Raw genomic sequence first — 21,274 nt, 5'->3', positions numbered from 1 at the left:
CCATTTCGGGTACTGCCATGGTCCCACCGGCATGCTCGCAAAGTCAGGCGAAAGTCAGACACCGGCTTCCTAGAATGGGACATACGGATTGGATTGGCGGGGCGCGAATCGCCCGCAAACAAGGGGGTTTCGATGGCATGGTTGAACGGAAGGCCGCGCATCGCCGCGACCGTGATGCTGACGATGGCGCTGGCCTTGGGACTCGCGGGATGCGCGGTCCCGGGAATCTCCGGCGACGGGAAGCCAGGGACGTCGAACGCCGCCGGAACCGGTGATACGTCCGCACAGCAGGGCCCGGCGTCCACCTTGTATGAGGCGGACGAGAACGGACGTCTGGCAAGTTCACTGCCCGCATACATCGACGAGGTGCTCAACGATCCGTACGTGGACGACTACGAGCGTCCCATCCTCGAGCAGGCCAAGAAGGAGGGGCGAGTCTCCACCGCCGCGTATGAGAAGGTCTGGTCGGACTACAAGACCTGTATGATCGACCGCGGATTCAAGGAGCCGAAGCTCGAACGGTTCCCGAACGGCATGATGGACATCATGAGCCACATGCCTGGCACCGACGCGCAGGAGGAGGCCTGGAAGGACGCCTACGCCGATTGCTATCTGCGATTCGATCACGTGCAGCGGCTGTACGGGCAACAGCAGGGCAACCCGAATCTCTATGCGAATGTGGAGGAGGCGGTCGTCGACTGCATGAAACGCGAGGGTGTGGTGCCCGCGAGCTATACGGTCAAAGACTTCAATGACGGGCAGACCCTGCTCCAGACTGAGGGCTTTACAGACGCAAAGGACAAGCTCGGCTACGACTTCAACGACTCGCGCGTGCGCGGCTGCAAGGCGGCGCAGGGCTGGTCGTCAAGCAGCACCGACGACCCCGTGGAGTACATCTGGTAGAGGTCGGCATATCGGCAATCGGGGCAATCAGTGCGGGAAACCGGCACGGGGAATGACCGGATCGTGAGGCTGCGGGAGATGGCGGGGATACTGATCGTCGAGGACAACACTGGCATGGTCGCCTCGCTCGACGACGCGCTGCGGCATGAGGGGTACCGCACTTGGACGGCAGGGACCGGCGTCGAGGCGCTGGAGTTGCTCGCCGCGCACCGGGAGGACATCGACGTGGTGCTGCTCGACCGCGATCTGCCCGTCATGTCCGGCGACACGGTGATGACGACGATCCGTTCGATGGGCATCGACGTGAGCGTGCTCATGGTCACCGCCTCCGGCAGCCTCGAGGACCGCGTGGAGGGGCTGGACCTCGGCGCGGACGACTATCTGGCCAAGCCGTTCGCCTTCCGGGAGCTGTCGGCCCGCATCCGCGCGTTGCTGCGGCACGATTCGCGCCATCGCGGGCCTTTCGGCGGCGGCCCCGGTCCGGACTCCGGAACCGGACCCTCCCCGCTCATGATCGATTGCGAACGTCGGCTCGCGTACTGGCATGAGACCCCGCTGAACCTGACGGCCAAGGAATTCGCGGTGCTGTGGCATCTGGACGAGGCGGACGGCGGATGGGTCGGTCTCGACGAGCTCATCGCCGCCGTCTGGCCGGACGGCTCGGCCAGCACGGGCGCAGCGAAAACCGTCATCTACACGCTGCGGCAGAAAATCGAACACGCCGGCGGACGCGGGGCCATCGAATCGGCCCGCGGGAAAGGGTACCGGCTGCCATGAGCGAACATCACGGTCACGAGCATCGCGAGCGCCACCGCCTGCGTATGCGGTTGGTTCCCCGCACCTTCCGAGGCAAGATCGCGCTGGCCATCGGTCTGCTGGTAGCGGTGTTCCTAGGAATCGCGCTGGCGTTGCAGGCCATGTTCTTCAGCCGCATCTACGACCGGTCATCCTACCGGCTGTATCAGGTGGCACAAGGCTCCACGCTGCCTGCACCCGAGAACGGCGAGCTCTATGTATCGACCACCGGCTGCTATTACACCGATCACGCGGTAGGCTGCGGGCCGATGACGCCCGGCTCGATCATGGAGATCAGCGATGCGGACATGCGCAAGCCCCTGATGCAGAGCGCCATGTGGTTCTCGCTGGCGCTGTTCGCCGCGTTCGCCATACTGGCCATGATCATGGCGTGGCTCATCTCGCGGCGGCTGGCCGGACGCATCTCGTCGCTGGGGGCGCAGATGCAGCGGCTCGACCCTGCCGAACCGGGTGGGCGCGTGACGTTGGCGGGGTCCGATGAAGTTACCGATTTGGCCGGGGACGTGAACACCATGCTGGAACGTATCGAGCGCGCGGCGGCCACGCAACGGCAGTTCATCGCGAACGCGTCGCACGAGCTGCGCACGCCGATCGCGGTGATCGAGACCAGTCTGGACGCGCCGCTGAGTCAGGGCCGATTCCCCGATGATGTGGCGCCCGCGGTGCGGCGCGCACTCGACGCCGACCGGAACGCCGCTGATCTGGTGGAGGGGCTGTTGGCGCTGTCGCGCGTGCAGAACATGGCGTTGCATCACGGCGACGCGGAGCCGCCGGAGACGTCGCTCGGGGATGCGGCGGAACACGCGCTGGACGTCTCGTGGGATGCGATCGAGGCTCGTGGATTGAATGTGCGCACCGACATCGACCGGTCGGTGCGGGTGCGGGCGGACGAGACGATGCTCACGCTGCTGGTCGGCAATCTCGTGCGCAATGCGGTGGTGCATAACGTGGAATGTGGGGACATCACCGTCATCGTGCGTACGGTGGGCGGCGTAGTGGACGACGGCACGGTGAGTGGCGATACTGCGGACGGCAGCACGGGGGACGGCTACGCGGAGCTGTTGGTGGAGAACAGCACGGAAACGGGTGCCGATGGCGAGACCATCGGCGATACGACCGTCAGCGATGGGATCACCGGCGACAATGCCGCGCATGATTCCGGCGAATCCGGTGACCCCGGTGATTTCCCCGATGCCGGCCGGCTCTCCGATTCCAACGACTTGAACGACTTGCTCGTCCCCTTCCACCGGGGCGCGGCCTCACGGTTGGAGAACCGTCCTGGCAACGGATTGGGCCTGTCCATCGTCAAGGAAATCGCAGATTTATACCATGCCGAGCTGCGACTCGCTAGACCCGAAGCGGGCAGATTCGCCGTTTCTGTGCGATTTTGTAACAAATATGCCCATGTTGGGGCATAACGTCGGCAACGTAATGCAGGGGAACCCGTGGCGACACGGGTTGAGAATGGCCACGGCCTGACCCTTAGAACCTGTTGGTTAAGACCATCGTAGGGAGCAGTGATATGAGCGATGATTCGCACCCATCATGTTGCACCGGCGCACATGGTGTAGTAAATGATGCACATGTACACGACCATGACGACGAGTTCGCCTCGCTGCGCCACGACATCGCGCAGGCAGTACGGGATGTGAAGGCCAAGACGCCGCTGGCGCAGTCGTTCACGAACTTCGTGACCATCAATCTGGTGGCCAACGCGCAGCTCGCAGCCGGCGGCACGGCGGCCATGAGCTTCCTGCCGGACGATGTCATCGACACGGCCTCCATCTCCGGTGCCGATTACATCAACGTGGGCACGTTGCTGCCCTTCTATGCTGATGCGCTGCCGCAGATCGCGCGCGCCTTCCACAAGTCCGCCCACCCGTGGGTACTGGACCCGGTGGCGGCGGGCATCGGACGGACGCGCACCGAAATCCTGCGCGCCTTCCGCGCCACGCCGCCGACCATCGTGCGCGGCAACGCCTCCGAAATCATCGCGCTGGCCGACATGTGGGGGCTGAATCAGGCCAACGGCAACAATCCGGAAACCCGTCCCGCCGGCGTCGAATCGGTGGATGAGGTGGACGCCGCCGTCGAACCGGCGAAGCGACTGGCCCGGTTCCTCGCCGCCTCGGCTCCCGCCGGCAAGGCGGCCGTGGCCGTCTCGGGCGCGGTGGACCTCGTGACCGACGGCGAGCATGTCTACCGCTTGCCGGGAGGCAGCGCGCTGATGTCCAAGATCACCGGCGCCGGCTGCTCGTTGGGCGGTGTGACCGCCACGTATCTGGCCGTCGCCGAGCCGTTGACCGCAGCCCTTGCGGCAACCCTGCTGTACAACCGTGCTGGCGAGATCGCCGAGGCCAAGGCCGACGGACCGGGCTCGTTCCAAGTGCATCTGCTGGATGCGCTGTGGAATCTCACGCCCGAGCAGGTGGCGGCATCGGCGATTGTGGCGCAATGAACCGTGTGGTCTCGTACCTATTGTCTCTCCCTCAGTCTCGCTACGCGAGACAGCTCCCTCATCAGAGGGAGCCGAGAAACGTGAGATCGCGGAACGCCCAAGACTTCCTCATCAGAGGGAGCCGAGAAACGCCATTCTTCCCCGGATACACAACAAGACTTCCTTAATTAACCCAACACCAAGGAACACCAAATGAACAACGAATACCCATACGCCTCCATGCGCGACTCGTTCGACCTGTCCGCGTACTTCGTAGTCGGCCCTGAGGATTGCAAGGGCCGCCCGCTCACCGACGTGGTCGATCAGGCCCTGCGCGGCGGCGCGACCTTCATCCAACTGCGCGCCAAGAAGGCGGACGCCTCAGAACTGACCGCCATGGCCCAGGACATCGCGCAGATCATCGAGGACAACAACAAGTCCGACTCCGTGGCCTTCGTAATCGACGACCGCGCTGATGTGGTCTGGCAGGCCCGCCGCAAGGGCATCAAGGTGGACGGCGTGCACATCGGCCAGACCGACATGGAGCCGCGCGAGGCCCGCGCCCTGCTCGGCGACGAGGCGATCGTGGGTCTTTCCGCCGAGACCGAAAGCCTCGTCAAGCTCATCAACGAGCTGCCCGATGGCTGCATCGACTACATCGGCGCCGGCCCGCTGCACGTCTCCAAGACCAAGCCCGAGGCTTCGGTCGGCGGCAACGACGGTTCCGGCAAGACGCTTGACGACAAGCAGATCAACACCATCTGCGCGGCCTGCGACTTCCCAGTGGTCGTGGGTGGCGGTGTGACCGCGGCCGACATGGCCATGCTGGCGGGTACCAAGGCCGCCGGCTGGTTCGCCGTCTCCGCCATCGCCGGCGCCGATGACCCGGAGGCCGCCACCCGCGCGATGGTCGAGGGTTGGAAGGCCGTGCGCGGCGAGAAGAGGCACGGCTACGCCAAGCGCATCGTGACTCACACCCCGGCCGCCGACACGCAGGCCGCGCAGGAGGGCACCGCCCCGGCAGGTGCCGAGGCCACCGAGAAGAAGTTCACCAACGCCAAGGAGGCCAAGGCCGCGCAGAAGCTCGCCAAGCAGCAGCGCGTGGACATCGCCGCCCGCGGCTCCAAGCAGCGCGACAAGGCGCACATCCGCAAGACCAAGCCGGTGCATTTCGAAAACCAGTTCGGCTCTTACGACCTCGAGGTGCCGTACACCGAGATCAAGCTGTCCGACACCCCCGGCGTTGGCCCGAACCCGCCGTTCATCGACTACAACACCGAAGGCCCCAAGTGCGACCCGAAGGAGGGCCTGAAGCCCCTGCGCCTCGACTGGATCAAGGACCGCGGCGACGTCGAGGAATACGAGGGCCGCCGCCGCAACCTCGAGGACGACGGCAAGCGCGCCATCAAGCGTGGCCGCGCCACGAAGGAATGGCGTGGCCGCACGCACCAGCCGATGCGCGCCAAGGACCACCCGGTGACCCAGATGTGGTATGCCCGCCACGGCATCATAACCCCTGAAATGAAGTATGTGGCCGAGCGCGAGAACTGCAATGTGGAGCTCGTGCGTTCCGAGCTGGCGGCCGGCCGTGCGGTCATGCCATGCAACATCAACCACCCGGAAGCCGAGCCGATGATCATCGGATCCGCCTTCCTCACCAAGCTCAACGCCAACATGGGCAACTCGGCCGTCACCTCGTCCATCGACGAGGAGGTGGAGAAGCTCACCTGGGCCACCAAGTGGGGCGCCGACACCGTGATGGACCTCTCCACCGGCAACGACATCCACACCACCCGCGAGTGGATCCTTCGCAACTCCCCCGTGCCGATCGGCACCGTGCCGATGTACCAGGCCCTCGAGAAGGTCGAGGACGATGCCTCCAAGCTCAGCTGGGAGCTGTTCCGCGACACCGTCATCGAGCAGTGCGAGCAGGGCGTGGACTATATGACCATCCATGCCGGTGTGCTACTGCGCTTCGTGCCGCTGACCGCCAACCGCGTGACCGGCATCGTTTCGCGCGGCGGCTCGATCATGGCCGAATGGTGCCTACAGCATCATCAGGAGAGCTTCCTGTACACCCACTTCGACGAGCTGTGCGACATCTTCGCCAAGTACGACGTGGCGTTCTCCCTCGGCGACGGCCTGCGCCCCGGCTCGCTCGCGGACGCGAACGACGCCGCGCAGATCGCTGAACTCATGACGCTGGGCGAGCTCACCCAGCGCGCGTGGGACAAGGACGTTCAGGTGATGATCGAGGGACCGGGCCACATCCCGTTCGACACCGTGCGCATGAACATCGAGATGGAGAAGGCGATCTGCAAGAACGCACCGTTCTACACCTTGGGACCGCTCACCACCGACACCGCGCCGGGCTACGACCACATCACCTCCGCCATCGGCGCCACGGAAATCGGACGCTACGGCACCGCCATGCTGTGCTACGTGACCCCGAAGGAGCACCTCGGCCTGCCGAACAAGGACGATGTGAAGCAGGGCGTGATCGCCTACAAGATCGCCTGCCACGCGGCCGACATCGCCAAGCACCACCCGCACGCGCAGGACCGCGATCTCGCCATCTCCAAGGCCCGTTTCGAGTTCCGCTGGCTCGACCAGTTCAACCTGAGCTACGACCCGGACACCGCAATCGCCTTCCACGACGATACGCTGCCCGCCGAGCCCGCCAAGATGGCGCACTTCTGCTCGATGTGCGGCCCGAAGTTCTGCTCGATGGCCATCTCGCAGAACATCCGCAAGCAGTTCGGCGGCGCGGCGGCGCAGGAGAAGCTGGTTCAGGACACCCTCGCCGGCAAGATCCCGTCCGCCCAGGAGGCTCGTGGCGCTCTGACCACGCCGGCCGCATCGGCCACCCCTGCCGGCACGGCGAGCGCCGAGGACATCCAGGCCGGCATGGCCGAGATGAGCCGCAAGTTCCAGGAAGGCGGCTCCAAGCTCTACCAGCCCGCGCAATGATGGAATTGCCGGTGTGATGTAGTGTGAATGATGCAGTCGGCGCAATGCACGTCGGCTGCATCATTCACATTGGCACATTGACACATTGGCGGCGCGCAAAGGAGAGCACATGGCCATATCGCAAGAGGCACTCGACATCATGCATTCACCCGGAATCTATTTCTGGGACGAGAAACTCATGTCCACCGCCCAGCAGGAGCAGCGGGACATGCTGCACGACATCAATGCGCTCAAGGCGAGCGACCCACGGCGTGAGCGACTGTTGCGCACGTTCTTCGCCGAAATGGGCGAGGACGTGTGGATCGAACCGACCTTCAACGCCAACTGGGGCCTGAGCACCCACTGGGGCAGCCACACCTACGCGAACTTCAACCTCACCTTGGTGGACGACGGCGAAATCTTCATCGGCGATCATACGATGATCGGCCCGAACGTCACGCTCGTCACCACCGGCCATCCAGTCAGGCCCGACCTGCGCGAACGGGTCGCGCAGTTCTCCGAGCCCATCCATATCGGCCGCAATGTGTGGATCGGCGCGAACGTGACCGTGCTGCCGGGCGTCACCATCGGCGACAACTCGGTCATCGGCGCCTGCAGTCTGGTGACCCGCGACATCCCCGCCGATTCAGTCGCCTTCGGCACCCCCTGCCGGGTCGCCCGCCCGATCAACGAGCATGACGACGAATACTATTGGCGAGACCGCCTCATCCCCAAGGACATCTGAAAGGCGCTCCGCCCAAGCACGCCGCGCCCTGCGGCAGCGTCACGAACGTACAGCCGCCTCACTACGCTCGTGAGATAACCGAAGATCATATAAGGAGACGACATGAGCACCACTTTGCCGGCAGTACTTGCGATTTCGGGATCGGACTCGTCCGGCGGCGCCGGTATGCAGGCCGACCTCAAGACCATGCTGGCCTGCGGAGTGTTCGGCATGAGCGCCATCACCGCGCTCACCGCGCAGAACACCACCGGCGTGCGTTCCATCCAGGACACCAAGCCGGAGATTCTGGCCGACCAGATTGACATGGTGTTCGAGGATATCCCGCCCGTCGCAGTCAAAATCGGCATGGTCTCCTCCGCGGACATCATCAATGTCATCGCAGATCGTCTGACCGCGCATCATGCGACCAATATCGTGCTCGACCCGGTGATGGTCGCCACTTCCGGCGCCAAGCTCATCAGCGATGACGCCATCGCCGCTCTGACCAGCCGCCTGTTCGGCATGGCCACTGTGGTCACACCGAACATCCCCGAGGCAGAAGCCCTGACCGACACCCTGATCCACGATCAGGAGGATATGGAGACCGCAGCCCGCCGTATCAGCGAACAGTACGGCTGCGCGGCGCTCGTCAAAGGCGGCCATGGCACCGAGGACGCCAATGACGTGCTCGCCGAGACGGACGGCACCGTGACCTGGTTCGATGGCATGCGCATCGACAATCCGAACACCCATGGCACCGGCTGCACGCTGAGCTCCGCCATCGCCGCCTATCTGGCGCAGGGCGAGCCTTTGCCCAAGGCCATCAAGCACGCCAAGAAGTACCTGACCGGCGCACTGAAAGCCCAGTTGGATCTGGGTCATGGCTCCGGGCCGATGGACCACTTCTGGAAGTACCGCTGAATCTCCGGAAAGGCTTCTTCCGGCGTCTCGATCAGGGATGAGAGATGTCGGAAGAAGCCTTTCTCATCAAGAAAGGACAAATATGGTTGTTGACCGCAACGCCGTGAAGCAGGAAGTACCGATCGACCCGGCCACCGGAAAGCCGTATCTGAATACGGTCGCGGCAATCCAAGTCTCCGCGGCCGGTGTGGGCTCCGAGGTCTCCCCCTACGTTTCCCAAGCGATTGAGGTGATCCGTGAGTCCGGCCTGCCTCAGGAGACCAATGCCCTGTTCACCAATGTGGAGGGCAATCTCGACGATGTGCTGAAAGTCGCCGGAGAGGCGGCCAAGAAGCTCGCCGAACAAGGCTATCGCACTTCCCTGATACTGCACATGGACATCCGCCCCGGCTTTACCGGGCAGCTCACCGAAAAACCTCGGTTGGTGGACGAGATCCTGTCCAAGCAACAGCAATGATAACGCGATGACATCCCGCAGTCATCCATAGCATCACCCTTGGCGGCGGCTCATGAAGGGCCGCCGTTTTTGTTTGCCCTGAAGCAGTATCCCGGACGCTATTGGGTGACGCATCGGTCAGCATTCGGCCCTGTAGTCGTTCACATTGTGACATCACAGAGGAGAATCGGCCGGGCGCTCCTATAGTACTGCCTATCGCACATGGGTGGTCTCACAACGACCGCTCATCATCGATGGATTCAAGATGCAGCGACGGCTGTCGTCCATCCCACACAATGGGAGGGGGAACATGCACGGCATGCATCAAGAGTTCGCCCGAAGACGTCGATTGTCTGCATGCCGCAGACAATAGCCACAGTTTGTAATTGATGACGGCGTATTCGGGCAGGATGCAGAAGAGGATATTCATCATGACTGCTGCCGAACAGCAGATTCCAGGCGATTCCACGATGACTGATACTGCGCAGGGGCGCAGTGCCGTGGATCAGGCCAAGGTAGAGGAAATCATCTCGCGCATGGATCGCGCCCACGAAACCCCGATGTTCCATCGCATCGTCGCACTGGTGGCGGCCGGAATGCTGATGGACAGCATCGACGTCTACATCGGCAGCGCCGTGGCTTCCAGTGCGCTGTCCACCCACTGGTCCACCGTGGCGCAGAACTCCACGTTCATGTCCGCAGGCTTCCTGGGCCTGCTGGTCGGCTCGCTGCTCGCCGGTTTCGTCGGCGACCTGAAGGGTCGTCGCGTGGCCTACCAGATCAACCTGCTGCTCTTCGGCGGCTTCACATTCCTGGGCGCGTTCGCCCCGAACATGGCCATCCTTTCGCTGTGCCGCCTTGGCGCAGGCCTTGGCCTCGGCGCCGAGATCGTGACCGGCTTCGCCATGGTCAATGAGTTCGCGCCGATGAACCGCCGTGGCCATTGGTGTGCGATCGTCTCGCTCGTGGCCAACTGCGGCGTGCCGATCGCCATGCTGCTGTGTGCCTTCATCATCCCCCGCTGGAGCTGGCGTCCGCTGTTCGTCGGCATCGGCGTAGTGGCTGCCGTGATCTGGTGGCTGCGTCGCGACATCCCCGAATCCCCGCGCTGGCTGGCCGTGCATGGCCGCTATGACGAGGCGGATGCCATCGTCAAGCAGCTTGAGGCAAACGGCTCGGAGCCGGAGGCTGCTGCCGCGAAGACCAACACCGACTCCACACGCAACGCGGGCGGCCGTTCGCTGGGCATCTGCCTGCTCGTGGCCATCGTGGCAGTGAGCGCCACCAACGTGTGCTCCTACGCCTTCACCTCCTGGGTGCCGACGATTCTGGTCAAGCGCGGCATCAACCTTTCCTCCTCGCTGACCACGTCCACGCTGATGATGCTCGGCGCCCCGGTAGGCTGCCTCATCGGCTCGCTCTTGATTGACCGCATCGGCCGCAAGCGCACAATCGTGCCGGCCTTCCTGTTCACGGGCGTGTTCGGTATGCTCTACGCTTTCCAGTCCTCCACCACGGGCGCGATCATCGTGGGCTTCTTGCTCATGATGTGCCTGTACGTGCTCATGGCTTCCGTGGTGGCCGTGTATGCTCCTGAACTGTTCGCCACCAAGGTGCGTTTCCGCTGCGTGGGCGTGGCCAACGCCATCGCCAAGCTGCTCAACGTATTGATGCCTATGGTGGTCGGCTGGATGCTCGTCACCCTCGGCGCCACATCCATTTTCGTTTCCATCAGCGTGATCGCCATCGCCTCGATGCTCATCGTCGGATTCTTCGGCGTGGAGACCGCCCAAAAGTCGGTTGGCTGAGAACTAATACGGCACCACCACGGATAGCGTCCATTCGGCGTCCTGTGCAGTAATGCGCAGGACGCCTTTTCGCTCTTCCAGCAACGTTCCGTACCGGGCCAGCCCGGTGCCGCCCGTGGCGATATCGGTACGCTCCTCCGGTTCCTGTACGCGCGGCCTGTCAGTACACGCGACATGGACGGCGTCCGAACCGAATCGGACCGTCACCACGTATCCGCCCGCCGGATCGGCGTGTTTGGCGATGTTGCCGTACACTTCCTCCAATAATCCCGAAAGCAGTCCGCCGTAATCGGCGTAATCGGCGTAATCGTCAGCGACGCCGCTGTCGGCATCGATCTCATTAATATCGGTCACCGGTCCGACATCGGCCGTGGATATGATGGTCCGTCCGTCGAATCCCAGTTCCGCAAGCCGGCGGTCGCCGTTCCGTGCAATGCTGCTCACCCGCCGCACGACCGTTTGCTCCATTTGCTCCATTTGCTCGACCCGTCCCGACATTCCTCTGGACGGGTCGAGCACCGACCTGGAAACGCCCGATGGAACGCCATCCTTATTCCGTCGTGCTCGCCCCCGGTCCAGCCGGTCCCCGGAAGTGACATTGCCGACGCCGATCCTCCGGCTCCTTGGGCCGGACGTATTGGTGGCGATGGCACCGTCGCCAGCTTCGTCGTCAACGTCACCGTCAAATGCACCACCATCGCCGATTACGCCGCCGGGATCCCCACGCCCCTCCATCACGTCAATGACCTGATGGGTCCGATTCAACGCGCCGACGGCCACCTTGCGCAATTCCTGCAGCTCCTCGACGGACGGGCTATAATCATCCGCAATATCCTTGTCGAGCCGCAGAATCAGATACGCCAGATCGTTGGATACGTAGTCGTGGATGTCCCGGGCCGCGCGCTCGCGACGCCGGCGATGCTCCAATTCGGCTTGGGCCATGCCGCGTTCATGGTTCCAACGCGCGGCCACGCCGGCCAGCAGGCAGCCGACGGCGAGCACGATCACCGGCATGGGCCCGTCGATGGTGACGACGCCGAGAATCACCTGCCGACCAGCCCCTGCCTGAACCGTACCGACGGTCTGCGCGATGGCACCAAAATGTCCGGAAGCGGCCACATCCCCGATCGGCCCGATCACCCAGCCCATCACGGTCACGGCCAATATGAGAGCACCGAACCATACGAAGACATATCCCGCAATGCCGATCGCCAGCATCACCGCAAGCAGCGCGCCGGACGGTACCCACAATGCCCCGAACGTCATCACCACGACCAGCATCGTCGTCAGCAGGCAGCCCTCGACCGGGCGGAAGGACATCAGCACCGTCGCCGCGACAAGCAGGAACGCCGGTGCTCCCGCTGCTGCCGGCAAACCGTCGATCATGATCGAGCGCATCGTTTCGACCGCGCAGACCAAGGCGACGAGCAGCGTGGCGGTCAGCAGCCACGCGTTGCCCACGCGCGCGTCGGCTTCGGCGATGCGACGCCATAATCCACGAATCATTGTCCGCTCCTCCTTCGCAGACCAGACGCAGGACACTAGATTTCGTGCCGTCTGACACATATGGAAATGGCGTGCGCACGGCTTCGTGCGCCAAGTTTGGCGCACGCCCTGCGTTCGAAAGTGGCCACGGTCGCGGCGCTCACGCCGAGGCGCACCGCAATCTCCCTGGTGGTGAGCCCCTCTGCGTACAGGCGCAGGGTCTCCCGTTCCTTGGCGGACAGCGCCCCGCGGACGGCGTAGCCCGCATCCTCCAACAGCATATGGGCACTGATGGCGTCCATGAATCCGGCTCCCCCGCGCCCGACTCCGTTCCCTTCTGCATCCCCATCCATCGGCATGCCACGAGCTGCACAGCGGATGGCGTGTGCGATGCCGCGCAAGTCGGTCTTGGCCACCAGCGCCTGCGCCCCGCAGCGTACGGCCTCGTCACGGAACGAAGCAAGCGAGTACGAGGTGACACCGACCAGGCCGACCTCCGGTGTTTTGGCGCGGATGGCCCGACATACCTCGGTGCCGGACACATCGCCCATCGACATGTCGGTGACAAGCACGTCCGGCCGTTTCGCCGGATTCAGACAGCGGCTGATTGCCACGGCGCCCAGATCACAGGTCCAGACCACTCGGAAGTCGGAGGCCATGCGTTCGATCATCGTCTGCAGGACCTTCACCGCGTACGGGTCATTGTCCACGAGCCCGATGCGGATGGGTGCCGATGCCTTCTCCTCCCCCGTATCGGCGACGATTCCCATGCCGTTCCCCATGCCGTCATCCCCTTCCTCGGTCCCATCTATGATGCCCGCGCGAAACCGCTCCGTCCTCGCGTTGTCATAGCCGCTATGACAACCATCATCCCACGATTTTCAGCAAATCTATTATGGAATCATCCCGATAATCCGCACAACGTCGTGAAAGGAACCTGAGATGAACACGACATCGCAACGACGGTTCACCTGGAACCGTGCGCATTGGATAGGCATGGTCTCCTTGGCTGTGCTGCTGGCACTGCTGATCATGGGATCAGGCGTGTTCATCCTCGACTACGACGGAAACGCCAACTGGATGACCTCGCCTGACCATTTCGTCTGGCTGGGCAGCATGCTGCTGCACTGGCCGTTGGCGCTGGGACTGGCCAATGTGATTCTCGGCAGCATCCGCACCGGCAGTCTGTCGTTCCCGTTGGCGAGCGCGCTGCTCGGCCCGTTGGGGTTCGGATGGGCGAATCTGCGGCTGCAACCCGGCTATCGATATCCGACGTGGCCGGAATGGGTCGGGCTCATGCGCACCGATGGGTTGCGTCTCATCGGGCAGACGCTGTACGGCGTGGGCGTGCTGCTGGTCTCCTATGCGGCGGTGGCATTCATCTGTTACGCAATCGGTCGATACGGCCTGCGCGCGCTGTTCGTGAACCCCGAACCAGGCTCGCTCAGCGCCCGGATGCTGCGCTGGATTCGCAAGGATGCCATCCGATTCGGCTGCTGGCTTGCCGTGGCACTGTCGTACGGACTGCTGCTGACTCTGATCATTGTGGGAAGCGAAGCCGTGCTGGGTGCCGCCCTGCTGATCAATTTCGTGATTCCGCCAGTGCTCCTGATAGCGTGCGGCGCATACGCCTCGCGGGATGCCGCGCTGAGCCGCCCGTGGAGTGCGTTGTTGTTCCCGCTCGTCTGCTCGCTGGTGTCGGTGCCGATACTCGTGGCTCTGATCAGGCCGTTGGACGACACCTGCTATGTCGGGTCGGTCTGCACCACACTGGGCGACATGTATTTCAACTGGTCGCAGATGGATCAGGTGTGGCATTTCACCGTGGTGTTCGCGGCGGCCTCGTTCCTCGGTTTCGCCGTGGTGTGGGCCGTGCGGTGGATCATTGCAAAGGTGCGCCGGCGGTAGCGCATTCGCCTCGGTATGACGCGAACGGCCTAACCCAAACCCTCCATGCGGAGCACGGCACCCGTCGCACGCCGCATCTCCAATGAAACCTATGAATATGGCGAACGGCTGTTCATCTCAATGGCGAGCAAGGCGCCGAAGTGAAGCTGCGACGAGTCTATACTGGGCGTCAGGCAGCGTCCGCCAAGGGATTGAACCGATTGCCTGTACCACACCCGCGTTAGACCGTGCGCATGAAGGTGTATCGTTTGACGTTATGGTTACGATGAAGGAAATCGCGCATCAGGCCGGCGTCTCCGTCTCCACAGTGTCGCTGGTGCTCAACAACCGCGACGAGGGGCGCGTCCGCGGCGCAGTGGCGCGGCATGTACGCGATATCGCGGCACAGCTCGGATACAAGTCGAACCCGCTGGCCAGCTCGTTGCGCACCGGACGCACGCATATGCTTGGTTTCATCAGCGAAGACGTAGCCACCACACCGTATGCAGGCGGTATCATTCTCGGAGCGCAACGGGCTGCACGACGGTTCGGATACATGCTCATCGTGGTCAGTACGGATGGCGAGGAGAGCGAAACCGCAGAGATCGCAGCGCTGAAACGCTATGGTGCCGATGGTTTCCTGTACGCCAAGATGTCCAACCGCATCACACACGCGCCGTCCGCGCTCACCGGGATGCCGCTGGTTCTGGTGGACGCCACCGACGCGGATGGCAAGATACCCAGCGTGGAGCCGGACGAGTTCCGCATCGGCTACGACGCCACCAAACGCCTCATTGACGCGGGATGCGAACGGATAGCCTACGTGGGTTGTTCCGAACCGCTGATCGCTCAGGCCGAGCGGCTACGCGGCTATCAGGCCGCGCTGGGGGATGATGGACGGAAATTCGACAGGCGACTGACTATCGACGTGCTGAACAACGACCCGGCACTGGCTGCCGTGGACCGGCTGTTCAACATGGAGCGGCCAGATGGGTTCTTCTGCTTCAACGACGCACGTGCATGGTATGTCTACGAATGCGCCGCCCGACGCGGGCTGACTGTCGGCCGGGATATTTCGGTGGTTGGCGTGGACAACCACCACGTCTTCGCAGAGACGCTTGCTCCCACGCTCACCACCGTGGAACTGCCTCATTTCGAGATGGGCTACTGGGCCGTGACCAAGCTGGTCTCAATGCTCGAAGACCGGCCGCTCGACAACATCGATTGGCCGAGAACGACCGCGCCCATGCCGCGGCTCGATTCGCCGACGCCCGCAAAAATCCACTGCACACTGGTGGAGAAGCATTCGGTGCGGCAATAGCTTCGCAACGCATCCCAATCGGACATGCCTCGTATCAAGCCCTCAGCGGCCTCGTCCTATCAACAGAATCCTCACAGCGTGACTTCTTGACGATTCACCCGAGAAATCACGCATCCAAAGGGCCATATGTTCGACACGCCGAGTTTCGTCAATCGTTTGACGTAAATCGATTGACGTCTCATAATGAATATCACACACAATAACTTCCGCAACGGCACAGCCGCTCGAGCCGAAGTGTCACAACAACCCAACGACAAAGCAGCAAATCCGGCAGTAATCAAAGGATGATTATGGCAAGCGTGTCCAAAACCCCATGGAGGAATCCCTCCTACCTGCAAAGCTCCCTCGGCATCTTCATGTTCTTCTGCTCATGGGGAATCTGGTGGTCCTTCTTCCGCATCTGGCTCGAATCACTGGGCCTGAGCGGCACCGAGGTCGGCACCATCTACTCCATCAACTCCGCCGCGACCATGATCATCATGTTCGCCTACGGCATCATCCAGGACCAGCTCGGCATCAAGCGACAGCTCGTCATCGCGGTCTCCGTGATCTCCGCGTGCGTGGGCCCCTTCGTCCAGTTCGTCTATGCGCCGATGATTGATGCCGGCGGCACCACCCGCTGGTTCGGCGCCCTACTCGGCTCCGTCGTCCTGTCCGCAGGATTCATGGCGGCCTGCTCCCTGTTCGAGGCGATCACCGAACGCTACTCACGCAAGTTCAACTTCGAATACGGCCAGTCCCGCGCCTGGGGCTCGTTCGGCTACGCCATCGTGGCGCTGTGCGCCGGCTTCCTGTTCAACATCAATCCGATGATCAACTTCTGGATCGGCACCGCCTGCGGCGTCGGCATGCTGCTCATCTACCTGTGCTGGGTGCCTTCCGAGCAGAAGGGAGAGCTTAAGAAGGCCGCAGACCCGACCGCCGAGAAGTCCAGCCCCTCCTTCAAGGAGATGGTCGGCGTCCTGAAGATGCCGACCCTGTGGGTGCTGATCGTCTTCATGCTCCTGACCAACACCTTCTACACCGTGTTCGACCAGCAGTGGTTCCCGGTCTACTACGCCGGCCTGTTCCCCACCGAAGCCATCGGCAACGCCACCTACGGCACGCTGAATGGATTCCAAGTGTTCCTCGAGTCCGCGATGATGGGCGTCGTACCGATCATCATGCGCAAGATCGGCGTACGCAACGCGCTGCTGCTCGGCGCCACGGTGATGTTCCTGCGCATCGGCCTGTGCGGCGTGTTCCACGACCCGGTCACCGTCTCCATCGTCAAACTGTTCCACTCCATCGAAGTGCCGCTGTTCTGCCTGCCGGCGTTCCGCTACTTCACGCTGCACTTCGACACCAAGCTCTCCGCCACGCTGTACATGGTCGGATTCCAGATCGCCTCCCAAGTGGGACAGATCATCTTCTCCACCCCGCTGGGCGCCTTCCATGACTACATGACCGGAATCCTTCCGGACAACGACATGGGTTCGCGCGTGACCTTCTGGGTCATCTCCGGCATCGTGCTGTGCGCCTTGGTCTACGGCTTCTTCGTGATCAAGCGCGACGACCAGGAGGTCGGCGGCGACCCGTTCTACACCGACAGCCAACTCAAGGCCATGGAAGCCGCCAAGGCCTGAGCACCTACCTCCATCAGCGATGACAATCATCCAAAGCACCAAGGAATCATCATGACCGACTTCATTCCGGACAAGCCCGTATACACCCCCATCTGCGACCACGACGAGGCGCTCGCCAAGGCGGCCGCAGGAGTCGCCGAACTCGCCGCCCACCGCAACGACCGCTGGTACCCGAAGTTCCATATCGCCTCCGACGGCGGATGGATCAACGACCCCAACGGCCTGTGCTACTACAAGGGCCGCTGGCATGTGTTCTACCAGCTGCATCCCTACGGCACCCAGTGGGGCCTGTGCCATTGGGGCCATGTGTCCAGCGAGGACATGGTTACATGGCGCCGTGAGCCCATCGCCTTCGCTCCTTCCCTCGAACAGGAGAAGGACGGCGTGTTCTCCGGCTCCGCGGTCATCGGAGATGACGGCAAACTGCGCTTCTACTACACCGGACACCGCTGGGCCAACGGGCACGACAACACCGGTGGCGACTGGCAGGTGCAGATGCTCGCCACCCCGGATGACGACAGCCTGACCCATGTGACCAAGCAGGGCATGATCATCGACTGCCCGACCGACAAGGTGGACCACCATTACCGTGATCCGAAGGTGTGGAAGACCGGCGACACCTGGTATATGACCTTCGGTGTCTCCTCCGCGGATAAGCGCGGCCAGATGTGGCTGTTCTCCTCCAAGGATATGGATCACTGGACCTACGAGCGCGTATTGTTCGAGCACCCCGATCCGAACGTCTTCATGCTCGAATGCCCTGACTTCTTCCCGATCCGGGACAAGGAAGGCAACGAGAAGTGGGTCATCGGCTTCTCCGCCATGGGTTCTAAGCCGAACGGCTTCATGAACCGCAACGTCAACAACGCCGGCTACATGATCGGCACCTGGGAGCCGGGTGGCGAATTCAAGCCGGAAACCGAATTCCGTCTGTGGGATTGCGGCCACAACTACTATGCCCCGCAGTCCTTCCACGTGGACGGCCCGGAACACGGCGGGCAGGGTCGCCAGATCGTCTACGGATGGATGAGCCCGTTCGTCGAGCCTATTCCGATGCAGCAGGATGGCTGGTGCGGCCAGCTCACGCTGCCGCGTGAGATCACCCTCGGCGAGGACGGCGACGTGGTCACCGCCCCGGTGGCCGAGATGGAAGGCCTGCGCACGGACACGTTCGACCATGGTTCCATCACGCTTGATATGGACGGCGAGCAGGTCATCGCCGACGACGCCGAGGCTGTGGAGATCGAGATGACCATCGACCTGGCGCATTCCACCGCCGAGCGCGCTGGGCTCAAGATCCACGCCACTGAGAATGGCGCATACACGTATGTGGCCTATGACGACCAGATCGGACGTGTGGTGGTGGACCGTCAGACCATGTCCAACGGCGACCGCGGATACCGCACAGCACCACTCACCCAGGCGGAACTGGCCTCCGGCACTCTGGACCTGCGCGTGTTCGTGGATCGCGGCTCCGTGGAGGTCTACGTCAACGGTGGCCACCAAGTGCTGAGCTCCTACTCCTACGCCTCCGAAGGCCCGCGCGCCATCAAGCTCGTCGCCGAGTCCGGTAGTCTCAAGGTGGATTCCCTGAAGCTCCACCACATGAAGTCCATCGGACTGGAGTAGCTCTTTCACCTCCCTCGTCAGAGGGAGGTTTTTTTGTGCGCCCTGTCGTTCGCCTTCGCCTATACTGATGGACGGCATATAACACAATCCATCACACGACCGGCAGGCGCGCAGGCTCCTCACCTTACTGTTCCACGCCCCGGCCGCAAGCGCCACCAGCAAACCGGACTGGCGCGGAAAGCAAGGTGACATCCCATGTCCATCGCCAAGCGCCTCAAGCGCCGCATGCCCACCGTCATCGCCGTCATCGTATTGCTGGCAGTCTGGGAAACGTGGGTGGATCTAGGACATGTCTCCCCCACGATGATCTCCGCGCCAAGCGAGATTTTCGCCGCCACCATCGAAACATGGAACACGCTCGGCCCGGCCGCGGCAATCACCGGCTATGAGGGCGTGGTTGGATTCCTGTTTGCCGTGTTCTTCGGCATTATGATCGGCATTGCACTGTACTGCTCGCACACGTTCAACGCGGCGTTCTATCCGCTGCTTGCCGCCGCACAAACCATGCCGCTGATTTCCATCGCCCCGTTGTTCCTGATTTGGTTCGGTTTTGAGATTTCCGGCAAAATCGTAATCGTGGCGGTATTCGGCCTCTTCCCCATCGCCGTGCAGACTGTGCGCGGACTAGAAGCAGTGCCCCAGTTCTATTCCGACGTCGCATTGACCTGCGGCGCGACCCCGGTCTGGACGCTCTGGCACGTGAAGCTGCGCGTTGCCGCACGTCAGATCTATGGCGGTATCCGAGTATCTGCCGCATACATCTTCGCCACGGCATCCACCGCTGAATACCTTGGCGCACGCAAGGGCCTTGGCATCTGGCTGCAGGCTGCCTACAATTCATTCCGCACGCCGCTGATCTTCTCCGCCACCATCGTCATTATCCTGATGACATGCGTACTGATGCTGGCGGTAAACGCCAGCGAGCGCATCCTGCTCGGCCCGCCCGGCGACGACGAAGACCCCGACGCGGACCAGTAGTTCTTTTTTTACCGTCAAAGGCACGAGCCGGCGGCCAGGACCGACTGAACGAAGCGGCTTCTCATGAGGTCTCCAACCCTGTCTCTATAATGGAACAGCTTTACCAGCGTGTGGCAAACCGGCTTTCCCGAGCTTTCATAGGGAATGTCGGGGGCGCTGGTCGAACGGAAATCAAGGCCCTCCATATCGTTTTCTGCCGACTTCCGTTCGAAGCAATCCCAGAGAACGATAGAGAGACAACGAATTAGGGAACCATCATTATGAAGAAAAGCCTTGTATCCAAGGCCGCTGCCCTCGTGGGCGCCCTTGCCATGACTTTCGGTTTCGCCGCATGTGGCCAGACCAACACCGCCGACTCCTCCAACTCCAACACCTCCGACCTCAAGAAGGTCACTTTCATGCTTTCCTGGGCACCCGATACCAACCACATCGGCGTGTACGTGGCCAAGAACAAGGGCTACTTCAAGGACGCCGGCCTTGACGTGGATATCGTGGCCGTGGCCCAGGCCGGTGCCGAACAGGCCGTGAACAACGGTGTGGCCGACTTCGCCCTGTCCAACCTGACCAACGTGGGCGTCTACACGCTGAAGGGCGCTCACATCAAGCAGGTGCTGCAGGTGCAGCAGAAGCCGAGCGCCATTTGGTGCGCACTGGCGTCCAACACCGCCATCAAGTCCCCTAAGGATTTGGATGGCAAGACCTTCGCCACCTTCGGCTCCAACGAGTCCGATGCCGTGGTGCGCCGCATGATCCAAACCGATGGCGGCAAGGGCGAATTCGACAAGGTGACCGTCGGCACCTCCACCTTCCAGACCATGGAATCCGGCAAGGCCGATTTCGGCGGCTTCTACGCCACGTGGGAAGGCGTGCAAGCCGACATGTACGGCCCGAAGCTCAACTGCTTCACCGAGCCTGACTATGGCGTGCCCGGCAACGCCGACACCATCGGCATCATCACCAATGACAAGACCATCAAGAACAATCCCGACCTGGTCAAGATGTTCACTCAGGCCACTCAAAAGGGTTACGAGTACGCGTACGCCAACCCGGATGACGCCGCGCAGATTCTCGTGGACGAAGCCCCTGACGCCAACCTCAAGCCCGAATTCGTCAAGAAGAGCATGCAGGTTATCGTCGACGGCCAGTACTGGGGCGATCCGGCCAAGATCAAGGACGGCTCTTTCGTGCTCGGCACCAACGACTTCAAGGGCGCTCAGGAATACTTCGACTTCCTGGCTGAAGAAGACGCATACACCGACAGTCATGACAAGATAATTCATGAGGCCCCGCAGGCCAAGGACCTTGCCACCGACGAATTCATCGGCAAGTAATTTCCGATATTCCGAGTTTGAATC

Annotated in this window: 17 protein-coding genes and 1 riboswitch; of the genes, 15 read left to right on the top strand and 2 right to left on the bottom strand. The window is 62.5% G+C overall.

Annotated elements, in window-relative coordinates; all coding sequences use genetic code 11:
• The first annotated feature begins 132 nt into the window (after nucleotides 1–132).
• The 9 genes from BW14_RS10920 (at nucleotide 133) to BW14_RS10880 (ending at nucleotide 10,994) form a co-directional block, all read left to right on the top strand.
• The gene (locus BW14_RS10920; RefSeq protein ID WP_140490601.1) at nucleotides 133–903 is read left to right on the top strand and encodes a hypothetical protein; all 771 of its coding nucleotides are present in this window, start codon (nucleotides 133–135) and stop codon (nucleotides 901–903) included.
• A gap of 78 nt (nucleotides 904–981) precedes the next feature.
• Entirely contained in the window at nucleotides 982–1,680 is a 699-nt protein-coding gene (locus tag BW14_RS10915; RefSeq protein WP_140490599.1) for a response regulator transcription factor, read from the top strand.
• Nucleotides 1,677–3,137: a HAMP domain-containing sensor histidine kinase gene (locus tag BW14_RS10910; protein ID WP_140490597.1), complete on the top strand. Its 1,461-nt coding sequence runs from the start codon at nucleotides 1,677–1,679 to the stop codon at nucleotides 3,135–3,137. The genes BW14_RS10915 and BW14_RS10910 overlap by 4 nt, the downstream gene beginning before the upstream one ends.
• Before the next feature lie 7 nt (nucleotides 3,138–3,144).
• Nucleotides 3,145–3,250, top strand: a riboswitch (TPP riboswitch).
• Nucleotides 3,242–4,177, top strand: coding sequence for a hydroxyethylthiazole kinase (locus BW14_RS10905; protein WP_081886660.1), 936 nt, complete (start codon nucleotides 3,242–3,244; stop codon nucleotides 4,175–4,177). (Overlaps the previous riboswitch by 9 nt.)
• A 192-nt stretch (nucleotides 4,178–4,369) precedes the next feature.
• A complete protein-coding gene (gene thiC / locus BW14_RS10900; RefSeq protein ID WP_140463992.1) occupies nucleotides 4,370–7,126 on the top strand; it encodes a phosphomethylpyrimidine synthase ThiC in 2,757 nt (918 codons plus the stop codon).
• Between the two features lie 109 nt (nucleotides 7,127–7,235).
• Nucleotides 7,236–7,850: a sugar O-acetyltransferase gene (locus BW14_RS10895; protein WP_044090342.1), complete on the top strand. Its 615-nt coding sequence runs from the start codon at nucleotides 7,236–7,238 to the stop codon at nucleotides 7,848–7,850.
• A gap of 102 nt (nucleotides 7,851–7,952) precedes the next feature.
• Nucleotides 7,953–8,750 carry a bifunctional hydroxymethylpyrimidine kinase/phosphomethylpyrimidine kinase gene (thiD, locus tag BW14_RS10890; RefSeq protein WP_044090343.1) on the top strand — a complete coding sequence of 266 codons (798 nt, stop codon included), beginning with the start codon at nucleotides 7,953–7,955 and terminating at the stop codon, nucleotides 8,748–8,750.
• An 82-nt stretch (nucleotides 8,751–8,832) separates the two neighbouring features.
• Nucleotides 8,833–9,207, top strand: a complete 375-nt coding sequence (locus tag BW14_RS10885) for a thiamine-binding protein (RefSeq protein ID WP_044090344.1) — start codon at nucleotides 8,833–8,835, stop codon at nucleotides 9,205–9,207.
• A 410-nt stretch (nucleotides 9,208–9,617) separates the two neighbouring features.
• On the top strand, nucleotides 9,618–10,994 hold the full coding sequence (locus tag BW14_RS10880) for an MFS transporter (protein ID WP_044090346.1): 1,377 nt from the start codon (nucleotides 9,618–9,620) through the stop codon (nucleotides 10,992–10,994).
• Nucleotides 10,995–10,997: 3 nt separating this feature from the next.
• Here the strand turns inward: BW14_RS10880 and BW14_RS10875 are convergent, their stop codons facing one another.
• Together BW14_RS10875 and BW14_RS10870 are read right to left on the bottom strand one after the other, a co-directional pair.
• Nucleotides 10,998–12,500: a hypothetical protein gene (locus BW14_RS10875; RefSeq protein WP_052382106.1), complete on the bottom strand. Its 1,503-nt coding sequence runs from the start codon at nucleotides 12,498–12,500 to the stop codon at nucleotides 10,998–11,000.
• Nucleotides 12,501–12,535: 35 nt separating this feature from the next.
• Entirely contained in the window at nucleotides 12,536–13,261 is a 726-nt protein-coding gene (locus BW14_RS10870) for a response regulator transcription factor (protein ID WP_258185054.1), read from the bottom strand.
• Nucleotides 13,262–13,421: 160 nt separating this feature from the next.
• On the opposite strand from BW14_RS10870, the gene BW14_RS10865 reads away from it, so the two are divergent.
• The 6 genes from BW14_RS10865 to BW14_RS10840 all read left to right on the top strand — a co-directional run bounded on the left by BW14_RS10865 (nucleotide 13,422) and on the right by BW14_RS10840 (nucleotide 21,250).
• On the top strand, nucleotides 13,422–14,387 hold the full coding sequence (locus BW14_RS10865) for a hypothetical protein (protein ID WP_044090347.1): 966 nt from the start codon (nucleotides 13,422–13,424) through the stop codon (nucleotides 14,385–14,387).
• Nucleotides 14,388–14,643: 256 nt separating this feature from the next.
• A complete protein-coding gene (locus tag BW14_RS10860; RefSeq protein WP_140490595.1) occupies nucleotides 14,644–15,687 on the top strand; it encodes a LacI family DNA-binding transcriptional regulator in 1,044 nt (347 codons plus the stop codon).
• Nucleotides 15,688–15,971: 284 nt separating this feature from the next.
• On the top strand, nucleotides 15,972–17,312 hold the full coding sequence (locus BW14_RS10855; protein ID WP_375138444.1) for an MFS transporter: 1,341 nt from the start codon (nucleotides 15,972–15,974) through the stop codon (nucleotides 17,310–17,312).
• A 51-nt stretch (nucleotides 17,313–17,363) separates the two neighbouring features.
• The gene (locus BW14_RS10850; RefSeq protein ID WP_044090350.1) at nucleotides 17,364–18,941 is read left to right on the top strand and encodes a GH32 C-terminal domain-containing protein; all 1,578 of its coding nucleotides are present in this window, start codon (nucleotides 17,364–17,366) and stop codon (nucleotides 18,939–18,941) included.
• Nucleotides 18,942–19,136: 195 nt separating this feature from the next.
• Nucleotides 19,137–19,919 (top strand): ABC transporter permease, encoded by a 783-nt coding sequence (locus tag BW14_RS10845; protein ID WP_007053301.1) that lies wholly within the window; start codon nucleotides 19,137–19,139, stop codon nucleotides 19,917–19,919.
• Between the two features lie 260 nt (nucleotides 19,920–20,179).
• Nucleotides 20,180–21,250 carry an ABC transporter substrate-binding protein gene (locus BW14_RS10840; protein WP_044090351.1) on the top strand — a complete coding sequence of 357 codons (1,071 nt, stop codon included), beginning with the start codon at nucleotides 20,180–20,182 and terminating at the stop codon, nucleotides 21,248–21,250.
• Nucleotides 21,251–21,274: the final 24 nt, after the last annotated feature.

It is taken from the genome of Bifidobacterium sp. UTBIF-68 (assembly GCF_006408855.1).
In the GTDB taxonomy this organism is placed as follows: Bacteria; Actinomycetota; Actinomycetes; order Actinomycetales; family Bifidobacteriaceae; genus Bifidobacterium; species Bifidobacterium reuteri.
This window is presented reverse-complemented; position numbering and strand designations above follow the sequence as displayed.

What these genes read in the sequence shown, in the direction of transcription:
- BW14_RS10905 (WP_081886660.1), top strand. Translation starts at nt 3,242, where the DNA reads ATGAGCGATGATTCGCACCCATCATGTTGCACCGGCGCACATGGTGTA.
- BW14_RS10850 (WP_044090350.1), top strand. Translation starts at nt 17,364, where the DNA reads ATGACCGACTTCATTCCGGACAAGCCCGTATACACCCCCATCTGCGAC.
- BW14_RS10910 (WP_140490597.1), top strand. Translation starts at nt 1,677, where the DNA reads ATGAGCGAACATCACGGTCACGAGCATCGCGAGCGCCACCGCCTGCGT.
- BW14_RS10870 (WP_258185054.1), bottom strand. Translation starts at nt 13,261, where the DNA reads ATGGGGAACGGCATGGGAATCGTCGCCGATACGGGGGAGGAGAAGGCA.
- thiC (WP_140463992.1), top strand. Translation starts at nt 4,370, where the DNA reads ATGAACAACGAATACCCATACGCCTCCATGCGCGACTCGTTCGACCTG.
- BW14_RS10845 (WP_007053301.1), top strand. Translation starts at nt 19,137, where the DNA reads ATGTCCATCGCCAAGCGCCTCAAGCGCCGCATGCCCACCGTCATCGCC.
- BW14_RS10875 (WP_052382106.1), bottom strand. Translation starts at nt 12,500, where the DNA reads ATGATTCGTGGATTATGGCGTCGCATCGCCGAAGCCGACGCGCGCGTG.
- BW14_RS10895 (WP_044090342.1), top strand. Translation starts at nt 7,236, where the DNA reads ATGGCCATATCGCAAGAGGCACTCGACATCATGCATTCACCCGGAATC.
- BW14_RS10860 (WP_140490595.1), top strand. Translation starts at nt 14,644, where the DNA reads ATGGTTACGATGAAGGAAATCGCGCATCAGGCCGGCGTCTCCGTCTCC.
- BW14_RS10885 (WP_044090344.1), top strand. Translation starts at nt 8,833, where the DNA reads ATGGTTGTTGACCGCAACGCCGTGAAGCAGGAAGTACCGATCGACCCG.
- BW14_RS10920 (WP_140490601.1), top strand. Translation starts at nt 133, where the DNA reads ATGGCATGGTTGAACGGAAGGCCGCGCATCGCCGCGACCGTGATGCTG.
- BW14_RS10880 (WP_044090346.1), top strand. Translation starts at nt 9,618, where the DNA reads ATGACTGCTGCCGAACAGCAGATTCCAGGCGATTCCACGATGACTGAT.
- BW14_RS10865 (WP_044090347.1), top strand. Translation starts at nt 13,422, where the DNA reads ATGAACACGACATCGCAACGACGGTTCACCTGGAACCGTGCGCATTGG.
- thiD (WP_044090343.1), top strand. Translation starts at nt 7,953, where the DNA reads ATGAGCACCACTTTGCCGGCAGTACTTGCGATTTCGGGATCGGACTCG.
- BW14_RS10855 (WP_375138444.1), top strand. Translation starts at nt 15,972, where the DNA reads ATGATTATGGCAAGCGTGTCCAAAACCCCATGGAGGAATCCCTCCTAC.
- BW14_RS10840 (WP_044090351.1), top strand. Translation starts at nt 20,180, where the DNA reads ATGAAGAAAAGCCTTGTATCCAAGGCCGCTGCCCTCGTGGGCGCCCTT.
- BW14_RS10915 (WP_140490599.1), top strand. Translation starts at nt 982, where the DNA reads ATGGCGGGGATACTGATCGTCGAGGACAACACTGGCATGGTCGCCTCG.